The sequence below is a fragment of the Rhizorhabdus phycosphaerae genome (genome assembly GCF_011044255.1).
Taxonomy (GTDB): Bacteria; Pseudomonadota; Alphaproteobacteria; order Sphingomonadales; family Sphingomonadaceae; genus Rhizorhabdus; species Rhizorhabdus phycosphaerae.
This window is the reverse complement of sequence record NZ_CP049107.1, coordinates 3,479,144-3,493,129: the sequence shown is the minus strand read 5'-3', so window position 1 is coordinate 3,493,129 and position 13,986 is coordinate 3,479,144. Positions and strand designations below refer to the sequence as shown.

The window sequence follows — 13,986 nt, the reverse complement described above, 5'->3', positions numbered from 1 at the left end:
TCAGCGCGCGCGGATGAACGCCTTCACGTCGGCGCTCAGCTTGCGCAGATCTTCCTGCCGCACATACATCATGTGGCCGGCGTCATAATAATGGAACTGGATCCGCGACGGGTCGAAGCCCGGGCGGTTCAGCGAATATTCGGCGCCGAAGAAGGGCGTCGCGAAATCATAATAGCCCTGGCCGACGAACACGCGCAGCCCGCTATTCTCGCGCAGCGCACGTCCGAGATAGGGCGCGACATTGACATAGACCTCGCCGTCGCGGCCGCCCTGCCCCTCCAGCTTCCAGTCCCAGCCGCGCACCCCGCCGATCGTCACATATTGACGGTCGGTGGTATATTTCAGGTCGCCGCGCAGATAGCTGTTCACCGCTGAGGTGTAGGAAGCGTCGATGCCGTAGAAGCTCGGGTCGTTGTCGCCCTCTTCCCCGGCGCGATCATAATCGACGCCGGTATAGCGGGAATCGAGGCGCCCCACCGTCAGCCCACGATCCCGCAGCAACTCCTTGTAGAAGCGGCCCGGCGTCACGCGCAGATTGGCATTGTCGAGATACTGCTCGGACAGTCCGGTCAGCCGCGCCAGTTCGGCGCGGATCGATGCCCGCTCCTCCGCGCCCAGCTGGTTGCCCTTGAGCAGCGCGGCGGCATAGGGCCCGATCGCGAAGGCACGCGCCTGCGCCGCCGCCTCGGCAACGGTCGCGGCCGGATTGGGCAGCTTGCGATGATACCAGGCGGTCGCCGTCATCGACGGCAGGTTGAGGATATAGGGCATCTCATTGCCCTGCACTTCGGCCGGCGCTGCGAAGTCGAGGATGGTCGAGATCAGGATGATCCCGTTGACCGCGACGTCGTTATAGCTGCCCTCGAGTTCGTTGATCAGCGCGACCGAGCGGGTCGTGCCATAGCTCTCGCCACCGATATATTTGGGCGAGGCCCAGCGGCCATTCTCGCTCAGCCATTTGCGGATGAAGTCCGAGATCGACTTGGCGTCGGAGGAGACACCCCAATAGTCCTTGGGGTCCTTGCCGCCGAGCGTGTGCGAGAAGCCGGTGCCGACCGGATCGATAAAGACGAGGTCTGTGACGTCGAGCAGGCTTTCCGGGTTGTCGACGAGCGGATAGGGCGGTGCGCCATCGTCCTTGGCGTCGGGCAGGACGACGCGCTTCGGACCGAAAGCGCCCATGTGGAGCCACAGCGAACCCGAACCAGGACCGCCATTGTAGAGGAAGGTCACCGGCCGGGTCTTCGGATCCCCTCCGTCCCTGACATAGGCGGTCGAAAAGATCGCCGCTGCCGGCTTGCCGTCCTTGTCGTTCAGATAGGTTTCGCCGGTCGTCGCCGTGTAGGCGATCGACTGGCCGCCGAATACGCCCTTATGCTTCGTCACCGAAACGGTGGGCGGCGGAACGGGCGCGGGCGCGGCGGCCGCCTCCTCGTCCTTCTTCTTGTCGGCGGCGTGCGCCGCGAACGGCGCGAGCGCAATGGCGAGAGCGGCGAGGCTGGTGGTCAGGCGCATTTCCGGAATCCCCTTGTAGGAGAACAGGCTAGCCCAGCTTTCGCCGCGAGGGAAAGCGTGAAATCTCACGCGCCGGCGCGGCTGCCCCGCGAACCGATGCCCGGGGTCAGATCAGCTTTATCTCGCGCAGCCGCTCCAGCAGATAGTCATTGGCCGTGATCGGTTCGGGAAAGCGGTTCGGCCGTTCCGGCGTGATCGTCTGCGGCAGCGTCTCAATCAGGTAATCGGGGCGGAAATGCAGGAAGAAGGGCATCGAATAGCGCGCAAAGCCGCGGCGTTCCGGCGGTGGGTTCATCACGCGATGGCTGGTCGACGGCAGCCGGCCATTGGTCAGCCGCTGGAGCATGTCGCCGATATTGACCACCAGCTCACCCGGCGCGATGTCGACCGCAAGCCAGCGGCCGTCGCGATCGAGAAGCTGCAAGCCGCCTTCCTCGGCGCCCAGCAGCAGCGTGATCGTGTTGATATCCTCATGCGCGCCCGCCCGGATACCCGGCGCATCGGGACCGATCGGCGGATAGTGGAGTAGCCGCAGGATCGAATTGCCGTCGCGCACCGGATCGACGAAATAATCTGCGGGCAGGTCGAGATAGAGCGCGATCGCCGACAATATCCGCGCGCCCGTCCGCTCGAAGGCGGCGAACAGGTCGAGATAGGTCTGGCGGAAATCCACGATCTCCTGCGGCCAGAGATTGGCCGGCATCTGATCGGCATAGACATGCCCGGCCGGCAGTTCGCGGCCGACATGCCAGAACTCCTTGAGGTCCGCCTCGGTCGAATCCTTCGCCGTCTCAACCCGGAAGGGCGTATAGCCCCGCTGCCCGCCGCCGCCCGCGACATGGTAGCGGCGCTTGACATCCTCCGGCAGCGCGAAAAAGGCCTTCGCCGCCGCTTCGGCGCGCGCGATCAGATCGGCGGGGATGCCATGATCGGCGACGACGGCAAAGCCGAAGCGCTCGAACGCCCGCCCGATCGCCTGCGCGAAGCCAGCGGCGTCATGGTCTGCGGTCGCCAGCGACGTGCTGGGAACGCGGGTGAGGTCTGCGATGTCGGTCATCTGTCCGATATAGCGGCCGCCAGCGGGGTCGTCATCCCCGCCGACGGCTAGCGGCCGACCGACAAAGGCGAGTCATCCACAGCTTTCTGCCGCAGACGGCTTGAACAAGGGGGCCGCCATCCGCCAGACAGCGGCACGTGACCGCACGAATCGACATCGGCACCAGCGGCCCGGGCCAGTCGGTCCATTTCGACGTTGAGGAGCTGCTCGCCACCCGTCTGCTCGTCCAGGGCAATTCGGGCTCGGGAAAGTCGCATCTGCTGCGCCGGCTGCTCGAGGAATCGGCCAATGTCGTCCAGCAGGTGGTGGTCGATCCCGAAGGCGACTTCGTCACCCTAGCCGACCGTTTCGGCCATGTCGTGATCCAGGCCTTCGACCATAGCGAGGCCGAGATCGTCCGCCTCGCCAACCGCATCCGCGAGCATCGCGTTTCGGTCGTGCTCGCGCTCGACGAACTCGAGATCGAACAGCAGATGCGCTGCGCGGCGACCTTCCTGTCGGCCCTGTTCGATGCGCCCCGCGACTTCTGGTATCCCGCGCTGGTCGTCGTCGACGAGGCCCAGCTCTTCGCCCCCGCCGTCGCCGGCGAAGTCTCCGACGAGGCGCGCCGCGCCTCGCTCGGCGCGATGACCAATTTGATGTGTCGCGGCCGCAAGCGCGGGCTGGCCGGCGTGATCGCGACCCAGCGCCTCGCCAAGCTCGCCAAGAATGTCGCGGCGGAAGCCTCCAACTTCATGATGGGTCGCACCTTCCTCGACATCGACATGGCGCGCGCGGCCGACCTGCTCGGCATGGACCGCCGCCAGGCAGAACAGATCCGCGATCTGCCGCGCGGCCAGTTCCTCGCACTCGGCCCGGCGGTCTCCCGCCGACCGGTTGCGGTAACGGTCGGCGCGGTACAGACCTCAGCGCGCAGCGGCAGCCCGAAGCTGGTTCCGCTGCCGTCTGCAGCACCCGGCGATCTGCAGGGCCTGTTGTTCGCCCCCGGCGACGACGCGCCACCCCCGCCCCCGCCGCCAAGGGCTCCAACGCCGACCAGCGACGACCTGCTGCGGGCGATCAGCCGCTCGGGTCCTGTCCTGACGCCGTCGGCCGCGCCGGGCGGCCCCGCCATGCCCGACGAAGAGCGTGATGCCGTCATCGACGCCGTATTGCGCGAAATGGTGGAGGATCCTGAGGCGACCTATCGTCAGCCCGCTGTCCTCTTTCAGGACTTCGCGGTGCGCTGCCGGATGCAGCGGTTGACCAGCCCCGGCCTGGACCTCGCGGGCTTCCGCCGCCGCCTCGCCATGGCGCGCGCGGGCCTCTACGGCGAACTCGACGAGGGCTGGCTCGACGCACTCGCGATCGGCGCCTCGCTGCCCGACGACATGCTCGCCCCCTTCCTGCTGGTCGCCCGCGCCGCGCGCGATGGTCAGGAGGCGCCGTCCGACACGGTTATGGCGCAGGTCTACGGCACGCACTCCCTCGGCCGCGTGCGCCGGCTGATCGCCTATATGGAAGAACAGGGGATCTTCGTCCTGCGCACCGACCTGTCGGGCAAGCGCTCGATCAACATTCCGCGCCTCGGCTGGACGACCGCCGCCTCGTTGCCCGAAGCCGCCGAATAGCGGGCCGATTGCTCCGTATCGGAGCAATCAAACATGGTCGCTTTCCCGAGCCGCGCTATTCCTGCGAGGCACAGGGGGCATTTATGATCGTGTTTTCGTGGTTTGCGCGGTTCGCGGCCGCTTTTGTCATGCTGCTTTCGGTCGCGGTGGCCGCAGCGCCCCCGATCGACGTCTATGGCAAGCTGCCCACGCTCGAGATGACCGCCATGTCGCCATCGGGCGACCGGATCGCGCTGATCGGCATGTTCCAGGGCAAGCGCCAGCTGCTGGTGACCGACGGAAACCGCAAGCTGCTCACTGCGGTGGAGGTCGGCGACTACAAGCTGCGTGCGATTCACTGGGCGGGCGACGAAACACTGCTCATGCACGCCACCAGCACCTATGCCCTTGGCTTCGGCTTCACGACCGACAAGACCGAACTCAGCTCTATGGTCGTCGTCAACCTCGGTAAGGGCGCCCCATGGACGATCTTCCAAAAGGATGACCGGATCACCGGCGGCATACGCGGCTATTTCGGGGCGATCGAGCGCGACGGACGCTGGTACGGCTATTTCGGCGGGATCACCCTGCAGCGCACCGGCTATGATTTCACGCTCGGGAGCACCAAGGCGGAACTGTACGAAGTCGACCTCGAAACACGCAAATCTCGGCTGATCTCCAATCGCTCGCCTTCCGTTTCCACATGGCGCGACTGGGTCGTGAACGCGGACGGCAGTCTGGCCGCCTATCTCGACTTCGAGGAGACGAAGGGCGACTGGACGCTCTACAATGGTCAGCGACGCTCGATCGCGACCGGCCGATCCCCCCTTGGCGACATTTCGCTGCTCAGCCTCGGCCGCACGCCCGGTACGGTCCTATACTTTGATCGTGATGCGGAAGGGCGCGGTACGGTCTTCGAGATCCCGCTGGCCGGCGGGGCAGCCGTCGAACTGCTGCCCGACGAGGCGACCGACCGCCTCCTGACCGATGACAAGAGCCGGCTGACGATCGGCTATACCCGCGATGGGGATGTTCAGGAGGATCATTTCTTCGACGAGCGCCACGAAAAGCGGATGGCGGGCGCCCGCCGCGCCTTTCCGGGCGCGACCGTCCGGCTGATCGACGCGAACGCCGCCTTCGACCGCATGATCGTTCGGACCGATGGCCCCGGCGATCCGCAGAGCTACTGGGTCGTCGACATCAAGACGGGGCGCGCCGATCCACTCGGCAGCAGCTATGCGATCAATCCGGGCGACGTGGGCCCGATGCGCATGATCCGCTACAAGGCTGCCGACGGCCTGGAGATCGGCGCTGTCCTGACCCTCCCGCCAGGTCGCGGCGAAAAGAATCTGCCGCTTATCGTCCTGCCGCATGGCGGCCCCGCCGCGCGCGACTATCCGGTGTTCGACTGGTGGGCACAGGCCTATGCATCGCGCGGCTATGCCGTGCTCCAGCCCAATTTCAGAGGGTCGGAGGGGCTGGGCCCGGCCTTCCGCCTCGCGGGCTATGGAGAATGGGGCCGCAAGATGCAGTCCGACATTTCCGACGGCGTCGCCGATCTCGCGCGGCAGGGCATCATCGATCCGAAGCGCGTATGCATCGTCGGGGCCAGCTATGGCGGCTATGCGGCGCTGGCTGGGGTTACCCTGCAACAGGGCCTGTATCGCTGCGCCGTCTCGGTCGCGGGCGTGGCCGACGTCTCACGGATGATCAGCACCGACATTCGCGAGAGCGGTCAGAGCCGCACCGTGATCCGGTCTCTGCGCACCGAGATAGGATCAGGCCGTGACATGAAGCTGGTTTCGCCCGCCAATTTTGCCGAACGCGCAGATGCGCCGATCATGCTGATCCACGGCGTCGACGATATCGTCGTTCCGTTCGACCAGAGCCGCCAGATGGCATCCGCCCTGTCGCGCGCGGGTAAACCGCATGAGTTCATCCGGCTCGAGGGCGAGGATCACTGGCTGTCGAAAGGCGAGACGCGGCTGGCGATGCTCAAGGCATCGATCGCCTTCGTCGAGAAGCACAACCCACCCGATCCGGCTCCGGCAGCGAAACCCTGAGCTAGGCTGGAAAGCTGACCGGTGCGTCGCTGGCCTTCCAGGGAGCAAGGCGCACCATGATCGCGGTGAACAAGTCGCTTTCGGTCAGACCGGCGAGCCATGCTGCGACCGCAGGCAGGGGCTGCGCGTCGAACCATCCGCGATCGGTTTCGGCGAACTGCCGCACGAAGGGGAAGATCGCGATATCGGCGAAACCCCGCCGATCGCCGCACAGATAGGGCCGGCTCGCGAGACGCGCTTCCAGTGCCAGGAGCATATCCATCCCGGCTGACCGGTGAACCTCCGCATCGCTGCCGTGCCGTTCCGGATATTTGTAACGGTCGAGATGGTGCTTGAACGGCCCGTCATTGGCCGCGATCAATGCCGGATCGTCGCGGCCGAGCCAGGCCTCAGGATCGCTACGGCCCAGAGCCCAGCGCATGATGTCGAGGCTTTCGTCGAGCACCCTGCCGTCGGGCAGGCACAGCACGGGAACAGTCGCCTTGGGCGAGGCCGCCGCCAGTTCGGGCGGCTTGGCGGACAGCTTCACCTCGCGAATCTCGCAGCTCTGCCCTGATGCGAGCAGCGCCATCCGCGCCCGCATCGCATAGGGGCAGCGGCGAAAGCTATAGAGGATCGGCAGCACGGTCATCGGCCACGGGCAGGACGGCACCGACATGCGCCACGCCTCGCTCGGCCGCGAGGCGCTCCTGCCGGTTGCGCTCGGCATAGCGGCGGCGCTGCTCCTCGTCGCGCTCCTCGAAGCAGGCCGGGCAGCAGACGCCCTCGATGTAGAGCGAGGATTGGCGATCCTCTGAGCTTACCGGCCGCCGACAGGCGAAGCACAGGCTATGGCTGCCGGGCGCCAGGCCATGCCCCACTGCCACCCGCTGGTCGAAGACGAAGCACTCGCCTTCCCACAGGCTTTCCGCAGGATCGACGGTCTCGAGATATTTCAGGATGCCGCCCTTGAGGTGATAGACATCCTCGATCCCCTCGGCCTTGACGAAGGCGGTCGCCTTTTCGCAGCGTATGCCGCCCGTACAGAACATCGCGATGCGCGGCGCCTTGCCCTGCCCCGCGAGCCGCTCGCGCTCGGCCCGGAACCAAGCCGGAAAGTCGCGGAAGCTGGGCGTCTTCGGGTCGATCGCTCCGGCGAAGCTACCGATCGCAACCTCATAGTCGTTGCGCGTATCGATGACGATAACGTCGGGATCGGCGATCAGCGCGTTCCATTCCTCGGGTTCGACATAGTGGCCGACGTCGTCGAGCGGGTCGATGTCGGGCTGCCCCATCGTCACGATCTCGCGCTTCGGCCGGACCTTCATCCGGTGGAAGGGCATCGCCGCCGCGCGCGAATATTTGACCTCGATATCGGCGCAGCCGGGGATCGTACGGATATGCTCGACGACCGCCGCGATCGCCGCATCGGTCCCGGCAATCGTGCCGTTCAGCCCCTCGCGGGCGACCAGCAGAGTGCCCTTGATCCCGAGCTCCGCGCAGCGTCGGGCCAGCGGCACGCGCACCGCTTCGGGATCGTCGAAACGGGCAAAGCGGTACAGCGCCGCGACGCAGATGGGCAAGGCTGCCGGATCGGTCATGGCGCGTGCCTATGACAAGAGATCGTCACCACGCAAAGCGGGAATATGGCGTCGAGGATCGCTCCGGCTCAGCCTTCCGGCTGACCCGGCTCCGACGGGAGGAGCGGTGCGGGTGCCTCGTCTGGGTGGAGTGGACGGCGATCGCCGAGGCGTACCGGCCTCGCCGCAGCAGCAGCCTCGTCCCTCGCAGCGGCAGCAGCCGCATCACGTTGCACCTTCTCGGCGACGATCGCTTCGGCGTCGAAGTCGATCGGCAAACCTTGCGCAACCAGGGCGGACGGCCATGCGGCGAGGGCGATCAACAGGGGGAGCAGCTTCATCCTCCCTGAATGGCACCACAGTCGAACCGGCGAGGTGATCCGCATCACAGCCGGTCAGAAAGCCAGATCAGTTCAGGAAGCGTCCCAGATCGGCGACGTCGACCAGCACCTCGCGGCGGCCGACATGGTCGGGCTGCGACACGATCCCGTCCTTCTCCAACCGCTCGATCAGCCGCGCCGCCGAGTTATAGCCCACCCGCAGCTGACGCTGCAGCCAGCTGGTCGAGGCCTTGCGATTCTCGACCACCAGCTGGATCGCCCGGCGATAGGCCTGCGTCTCGGGATCGTCCGGTCCGGTCGGCCCGCCCTCCATCGCGAAACCGCCATCCTCCGGTTCCTCGGTGACCGCCTGGATATAGTCGGGCGTCCCCTGCGAGCGCCAATGGTCCGCGACCGCACGGACCTCGTCGTCCGACACGAATGGGCCGTGGACGCGGACGATCTGCTTGCCGCCGGGCATATAGAGCATGTCGCCCTTGCCCAGCAGTTGCTCGGCGCCCTGTTCGCCCAGGATCGTGCGGCTGTCGATCTTGCTGGTGACCTGGAAGCTGATGCGGGTCGGCAGGTTGGCCTTGATCACGCCGGTGATGACATCGACCGACGGCCGCTGCGTCGCCATGATCAGATGGATGCCCGCGGCGCGCGCCTTCTGCGCCAGCCGCTGGATCAGGAACTCGACCTCCTTGCCCGCCGTCATCATCAGGTCGGCGAGCTCGTCGACGATGACCACGATCTGCGGCAGCGGATCGAACTCCAGCTTCTCTTCCTCATAGATCGGCTGGCCGGTTTCGGCGTCATAGCCGGTCTGGATACGCCGGCCGAGCGGCTGCCCCTTGGCCTTGGCCGCACGCACCCGCTCGTTGAAGCTGGCGAGGCCGCGCACCCCGACCGAGGACATCATCCGGTAGCGGTCCTCCATCTGCTCGACCGCCCATTTGAGCGCACGAACCGCCTTTTGCGGCTCCGTCACCACCGGCGACAGCAGGTGGGGAATGTCGTCGTAGATGCTGAGCTCGAGCATCTTCGGATCGATCATGATCATCCGGCACTGCTCGGGCGTCAGCCGGTAGAGCAGCGACAGGATCATCGAGTTGATGCCGACCGACTTGCCCGAGCCGGTGGTACCGGCAACGAGCAGGTGGGGCATCGGCGCGAGGTCGGCGATCACCGGGTCACCGCCGATATTCTTGCCCAGCACCAGCGCCAGCCCGGTCGCCGCTTCCTCGAAGGCATCGCTGGCGATCAGTTCGGACAGCGAGACGGTCTCGCGCTTCGCATTGGGCAGTTCGATGCCGATCACCGTCCGGCCGGGTATCACCGCGATGCGCGCCGACAGCGCCGACATGTTGCGCGCGATATCGTCCGCCAGCGCGATGACGCGGCTCGCCTTGATGCCGGCGGCCGGCTCGAGTTCATACATGGTGACGACCGGGCCCGGGCGGATCTCGACGATGCGGCCCTTGACGTTGAAGTCGTCGAGCACCGTCTCCAGCAGGCGGGCGTTGCGCTCGAGCGCAGCCTTGTCGATCGTCTTGTTCGTCGCGGGCGGCGCCGGCGCCAGCAGCGAGAGGCTGGGCAGCTTGTAGGTGTCGCCAAGCGGCAGCGAGCTCTGCCGTTCGCGCGCGACCGCCTTGGCGGAGGGCGCGGCGGCCTTCTTGCGATCGGCGATGACGGGCGGAGGTGCCGCCTCGACATCTTCCTCGATCGGCGCGTGGCGCGGCGGACGCACGGGAACCGGATCGCGGTCGATCGTGCTGATGTCGGTCTCGTCGAACGGGGGATCGTCGTCCATGTCGAACGGCTCGGCGGGACGACGGGCATGGGCGCCGCGCCGCAGCAGCCAGTCGCGTTCGTCCGCTTCCAGCCCAAGCCCCCATATCCACAGCGACAGGCCGATTATGGCGAGCAGCGCCGCGCTCCCCAGCCGGGCGCCGTTGGCGACCATCGGATCGGCGATCTGGTCGAGCCCATAGCCCACCAGCGCCGCGCCGCCGAGGCCGAGACTGCCCCCGTAGCCGGCGGGGAGGCCGGCAACCGAACCGCCCCGGAACAGGGCCAGGCCCACGCCCAACAGCGCGACGGCAAGCAACGCTATCAGGATGGAGCGCCCCCAGCGCCCCACCGGATGCGCACGCCACATGCGCAGACCCCAGACGAAGCCGAGCGGCAGAACGAGCGCGATCGCCGGGCCGAAGAGGCTCAGCGCGAGATCGGCGATCCAGGCGCCGACGGGACCCAGCACATTCTTCGGCGGGCCGCCCGCCGCCGTGTTGAGCGAAGGATCGGTGACATGATAGCTCACCAGCACGAAGCCGAGCGCGATCGTCCCAGCGATGAGCGCAAGAGCGCCGAGCAGACCGCCTGCCCGACGGCCGAGCCCCGCCAGCGACCCGCGCCAGCCCTCCGCCTGCGGCGGCGAAGGCGCCTCTTCCTCGCCTGCGATCCTGATGCTGCGACTTGCCATGATTCCATCCGCCGGCGGGACGACCGGCGCCCGCATGAATATGCTCGCCGCAGAATCCCATAGCGGGGAGTCCCGGTCAAGCGAGCCGCGCGTCGCTTCGTCGCGCCGCCACGTCCGAAGGTGCATGACGTGGATGGTGGCGCCCGTCGCGGCTTGGGCCTATGACAAGGGCATGGAACGGCAGGACGTCATCATCCTGGGCGGGGGCCTGGTCGGCCTGACGCTCGGCATCGCACTCTCGAAGCACGGCATCAGGGCGGCGGTCATCGATCCGGCCGACCCGCAAGCGGTGCTGGCCGCCGGCTTCGACGGCCGCGCCTCCGCGGTTGCGAGCGCCCCTTGGCGGATGCTCGATTCGATCGGCGTCGGCGAATTGCTCGCCGGCAAAGGCTGCCCGATCGACGCGATCAGCGTGCAGGACGGGCTCAGCCCCGAGGCGCTGATGTTCGAGCCGCCGGCGGACGACGGCGCGCTCGGCCATATGTTCGAGAATCGCGACCTGCGCATCGCGCTCGACACCGCCGCCCGGGCCGCCGAAGGCCTGACGCTGTTCCGCCCGCTGCGTCCCGTCGACGTCAGGCGCGACCTTGATGGGGTAGCCGTTACGCTCTCCGACGGTCGCATCGTCGAAGGTGCGCTATTGATCGGTGCGGAAGGCCGCCAGTCGCCGACCCGTGAGGCCGCCGGCATCACGGTGGCGCGCTGGAGCTACGGCCATGTCGCGATGATCACCGGCATCGTCCACGACAAGCCCCATGGCAATGTCGCCTATGAGATCTTCTATCCTTCCGGCCCCTTCGCCATCCTGCCGCTGATCGACGGCCCTGAGGGCGAGCATCGCTCGGCGATCGTGTGGACGGTGTCCGCCAAGGACGCTCCCGCGATGCTGGGTCTGCCCGACCGCGCCTGGCAGGCCGAGGCGGCCAAGCGCATGGGCGCGCTGCTGGGCGATTTCCGCCTCGCCTCCCCCCGCTCCTCCTATCCGCTCGGCTTCCACCATGCGGCGCGGATTACCGACACGCGGCTGGCGCTGGTCGGCGATGCGGCGCACGGCATCCACCCGATCGCGGGCCAGGGCGTCAATCTCGGCTATCGCGATGTCGCGGCACTCACCGAGGTCCTGGTGGAAGGGATGCGCCTGGGCCTCGATCCCGGCGACGCTCAGTTGCTCGCACGCTATCAGCGCTGGCGGAGCCTCGACAGCTTCATGGTTGCTGCCTCGACCGACGGCCTCACCCGCCTGTTCGGCGTGCCCGGACGAGCGGCCCGCACGGTCCGCCGCATCGGCCTCGGCGCCGTCCAGCGTCTCGGCCCGCTGAAGGGCCGCTTCATGGCAGAGGCGCGCGGCGAGACCGGCAAGCTGCCGAAGCTGCTCGAAGGGCTGGCGATCTAGGATGGGGCGACGGCACGGTAACTGCCGCTCCAACGGCCTTAGACGTCAGAGCGGACGGGCTTCCTCGACCACCATCACAGGCACGCCCTCCCGAATCGGGTAGGCCAGCCCGGCCGCGTCCGAGACCAGTTCTTGCCGAGCCTCGTCATAGCGCAGCGGCGTGCGCGTCACCGGGCAGACGAGGATAGCGAGAAGATCGGGATCGAGGCTCATTGCAGCGTCCCCCCGTCATCGTCGCCGCGGCGGAAGAAGGCGAGTATCTGGGCGAGCAGGTCGGCGCGCACGTCTAGCGTTTCCGCCTCCAGCAACGCCTGTTTCGACGCGGCGTCGAATGGGGCCAGCGCGCAGATGGCGTTGACCAGCGTCTCGTCATCGAGCCGGCTGACGCCGGTCCAGTCGACGGCGACGCCGCGCGCATCGGCGAAGCGGCGCGCTTCGCGCTCGATCTCCGCCCGAACGATGCTCGGCAGCGCATCGGGCGACGCGATGTCGTCGAACGCCTGGAGATCGGCCTCGACCTGCCGGAAGGGCGTGGTGACATCGAGTTCGCGAAGGATGCGGAAGCGGGTCAGCCCGGCGAGGATCAGGTTGAAACGCCCGTCGTCGAGCCGTTCGACTTCCTGGATATGGCCGACGCAACCGACATCGAATAGCGGCGGCGGCTCACCCGGGCCACGCGGCTGAACCATCGCGATGCGACGATCGCGGGCGAGCGAATCGGACACCATCGCCCGATAGCGCGGCTCGAAGATATGCAGCGGCAAATGGCCGCGCGGGAACAGCAGCGCCCCGGTCAGCGGAAAGATGGAGAGGCGCTCGCCCATAAGATTGCCGATCAGGTGAACAGAATTGCGGAAAGGCGGCGGCGCTGGTCGCGCACCCACTGGTCCTCCAGGCCGACGACTTCGAACAGCTTGAGCAGCCGCTGCCGCGCTGCGCCCTCGTTCCACTCGCGTTCGCGCGCGATGATCTCGAGCAGATTGTCCGCCGCGCCATCGCGATCGCCGCTCGCCATCAGGCCCCCGGCCAGTTCGAACCGCGCCTCATGATCGTCCGGGTTTGCCGCCACCTGCGCACGCAGTCCGCCAAGATCGTCGACCGGCTGCGCCTCGCGGGCCAGCGCGATCGCAGCCTGCGCCCGCGCCACCGGGGCTTCCTTCATCTTGTCGGCGGGCAATGTCGCCAGCGCGGCTTCGGCCTCTTCCAGCTCGCCTGCCTGCACGAGCGCGCGGGCCATGCCGCCCATCACTTCGGCATCCTCGGGGGCCATTTCGGCAAGCTGGCCGAAGATCGACAGGGCACGCTCGATATCGCCGGCCTCCAGCACCTCCTCGCCCATGGCGATCAGCGGCGCGATGTCCTCGTGCATCTTGGCGGCAGCGCCCTGGATCGGCAGCTGGCGCAAAATCTGGTCGAGCATCTGCTTGAGCTGCCCTTCGGTCCGGGCGGGCGTCAGGTCGGCCACGAGCTGCCCCTGGAACAACGCATAGACGGTCGGGATCGACTGCACGCGGAACTGCGACGCGATCATCTTCTGCTCGTCGACGTTGATCTTCACGAGGACCACGCCCTTGTCGGCATAGTCGGCGGAGACCTTGTCGAGAATGGGGCCCAGCGCCTTGCACGGACCGCACCATTCCGCCCAGAAATCGAGGATGACGAGCGAGGTCATCGACGGTTCGACCACGTCTCGGCGGAACGCCTCGACCGCTTCCCGATCCGCCGCGCTCATTCCCAGGGTCGCCACCGATGATTCTCCCAATGCCCGAAACAGGCCCCTTATGTGGGAGGGTGAAGGCCGATGCCAAGGCCCTGCATTTTTTTCGAGAATTGGGCTTGCGGTGTCAAAACACCCGGGCTAATAGCCGCGCCTCGACGGCAGGCATCGCCCGCCGGACAGCGCCAGAGCGGGCGTAGCTCAGGGGTAGAGCACAACCTTGCCAAGGTTGGGGTCGAGGGTTCGAATCCCTTCGCCCGCTCCAGTTTTAAGAATGTACATACCCGA

The 13,986-nt window shown here is 67.1% G+C and carries 12 protein-coding genes and 1 tRNA gene; 4 read left to right on the top strand and 9 right to left on the bottom strand.

The genetic code is table 11. The features are described 5' to 3' along the window. Positions 1-1,515 (bottom strand): S10 family peptidase, encoded by a 1,515-nt coding sequence (locus G6P88_RS16295; protein ID WP_165324115.1) that lies wholly within the window; start codon positions 1,513-1,515, stop codon positions 1-3. A gap of 106 nt (positions 1,516-1,621) precedes the next feature. After that, a complete protein-coding gene (locus G6P88_RS16290) occupies positions 1,622-2,572 on the bottom strand; it encodes an isopenicillin N synthase family dioxygenase (protein ID WP_165324114.1) in 951 nt (316 codons plus the stop codon). A gap of 137 nt (positions 2,573-2,709) precedes the next feature. Between G6P88_RS16290 and G6P88_RS16285 the strand changes: the two genes are divergently transcribed. Next, entirely contained in the window at positions 2,710-4,182 is a 1,473-nt protein-coding gene (locus G6P88_RS16285) for an ATP-binding protein (RefSeq protein WP_165324113.1), read from the top strand. 83 nt (positions 4,183-4,265) lie between these two features. Continuing rightward, positions 4,266-6,224: an alpha/beta hydrolase family protein gene (locus tag G6P88_RS16280; protein WP_165324112.1), complete on the top strand. Its 1,959-nt coding sequence runs from the start codon at positions 4,266-4,268 to the stop codon at positions 6,222-6,224. A gap of 1 nt (position 6,225) precedes the next feature. Here the strand turns inward: G6P88_RS16280 and G6P88_RS16275 are convergent, their stop codons facing one another. From G6P88_RS16275 to G6P88_RS16260, 4 genes are all read right to left on the bottom strand, one after another. Continuing rightward, positions 6,226-6,882: a glutathione S-transferase gene (locus G6P88_RS16275; protein ID WP_226946611.1), complete on the bottom strand. Its 657-nt coding sequence runs from the start codon at positions 6,880-6,882 to the stop codon at positions 6,226-6,228. Then, a complete protein-coding gene (gene trhO, locus G6P88_RS16270; protein ID WP_165324110.1) occupies positions 6,830-7,804 on the bottom strand; it encodes an oxygen-dependent tRNA uridine(34) hydroxylase TrhO in 975 nt (324 codons plus the stop codon). Before trhO ends, G6P88_RS16275 begins: the two co-directional genes overlap by 53 nt. 68 nt (positions 7,805-7,872) lie before the next feature. Beyond that, positions 7,873-8,124 (bottom strand): hypothetical protein, encoded by a 252-nt coding sequence (locus tag G6P88_RS16265; protein ID WP_165324109.1) that lies wholly within the window; start codon positions 8,122-8,124, stop codon positions 7,873-7,875. A 67-nt stretch (positions 8,125-8,191) separates the two neighbouring features. Beyond that, positions 8,192-10,588, bottom strand: a complete 2,397-nt coding sequence (locus G6P88_RS16260) for an FtsK/SpoIIIE family DNA translocase (RefSeq protein ID WP_165324108.1) — start codon at positions 10,586-10,588, stop codon at positions 8,192-8,194. 172 nt (positions 10,589-10,760) lie between these two features. On the opposite strand from G6P88_RS16260, the gene G6P88_RS16255 reads away from it, so the two are divergent. Further along, a complete protein-coding gene (locus G6P88_RS16255; protein WP_165325248.1) occupies positions 10,761-11,981 on the top strand; it encodes an FAD-dependent monooxygenase in 1,221 nt (406 codons plus the stop codon). A gap of 45 nt (positions 11,982-12,026) precedes the next feature. Here the strand turns inward: G6P88_RS16255 and G6P88_RS16250 are convergent, their stop codons facing one another. Genes G6P88_RS16250 through G6P88_RS16240 form a run of 3 tightly spaced genes read right to left on the bottom strand, consistent with a single transcriptional unit; the run spans position 12,027 to position 13,713 of the window. Next, entirely contained in the window at positions 12,027-12,194 is a 168-nt protein-coding gene (locus G6P88_RS16250; protein ID WP_165324107.1) for a Trm112 family protein, read from the bottom strand. Continuing rightward, positions 12,191-12,805: an LON peptidase substrate-binding domain-containing protein gene (locus G6P88_RS16245; protein WP_165324106.1), complete on the bottom strand. Its 615-nt coding sequence runs from the start codon at positions 12,803-12,805 to the stop codon at positions 12,191-12,193. Before G6P88_RS16245 ends, G6P88_RS16250 begins: the two co-directional genes overlap by 4 nt. A gap of 11 nt (positions 12,806-12,816) precedes the next feature. After that, on the bottom strand, positions 12,817-13,713 hold the full coding sequence (locus G6P88_RS16240) for a tetratricopeptide repeat protein (RefSeq protein ID WP_165325247.1): 897 nt from the start codon (positions 13,711-13,713) through the stop codon (positions 12,817-12,819). 175 nt (positions 13,714-13,888) lie between these two features. Here G6P88_RS16240 and G6P88_RS16235 point away from each other — a divergent pair. Further along, a tRNA-Gly gene (locus tag G6P88_RS16235) sits at positions 13,889-13,963 on the top strand. Positions 13,964-13,986: the final 23 nt, after the last annotated feature.

Bases quoted from the DNA above. Each gene is read 5' to 3' on its own strand.
- G6P88_RS16275 (WP_226946611.1), bottom strand. From the start codon at position 6,882: ATGTCGGTGCCGTCCTGCCCGTGGCCGATGACCGTGCTGCCGATCCTC.
- trhO (WP_165324110.1), bottom strand. From the start codon at position 7,804: ATGACCGATCCGGCAGCCTTGCCCATCTGCGTCGCGGCGCTGTACCGC.
- G6P88_RS16265 (WP_165324109.1), bottom strand. From the start codon at position 8,124: ATGAAGCTGCTCCCCCTGTTGATCGCCCTCGCCGCATGGCCGTCCGCC.
- G6P88_RS16290 (WP_165324114.1), bottom strand. From the start codon at position 2,572: ATGACCGACATCGCAGACCTCACCCGCGTTCCCAGCACGTCGCTGGCG.
- G6P88_RS16240 (WP_165325247.1), bottom strand. From the start codon at position 13,713: ATGAGCGCGGCGGATCGGGAAGCGGTCGAGGCGTTCCGCCGAGACGTG.
- G6P88_RS16245 (WP_165324106.1), bottom strand. From the start codon at position 12,805: ATGGGCGAGCGCCTCTCCATCTTTCCGCTGACCGGGGCGCTGCTGTTC.
- G6P88_RS16250 (WP_165324107.1), bottom strand. From the start codon at position 12,194: ATGAGCCTCGATCCCGATCTTCTCGCTATCCTCGTCTGCCCGGTGACG.
- G6P88_RS16255 (WP_165325248.1), top strand. From the start codon at position 10,761: ATGGAACGGCAGGACGTCATCATCCTGGGCGGGGGCCTGGTCGGCCTG.
- G6P88_RS16260 (WP_165324108.1), bottom strand. From the start codon at position 10,588: ATGGCAAGTCGCAGCATCAGGATCGCAGGCGAGGAAGAGGCGCCTTCG.
- G6P88_RS16280 (WP_165324112.1), top strand. From the start codon at position 4,266: ATGATCGTGTTTTCGTGGTTTGCGCGGTTCGCGGCCGCTTTTGTCATG.
- G6P88_RS16295 (WP_165324115.1), bottom strand. From the start codon at position 1,515: ATGCGCCTGACCACCAGCCTCGCCGCTCTCGCCATTGCGCTCGCGCCG.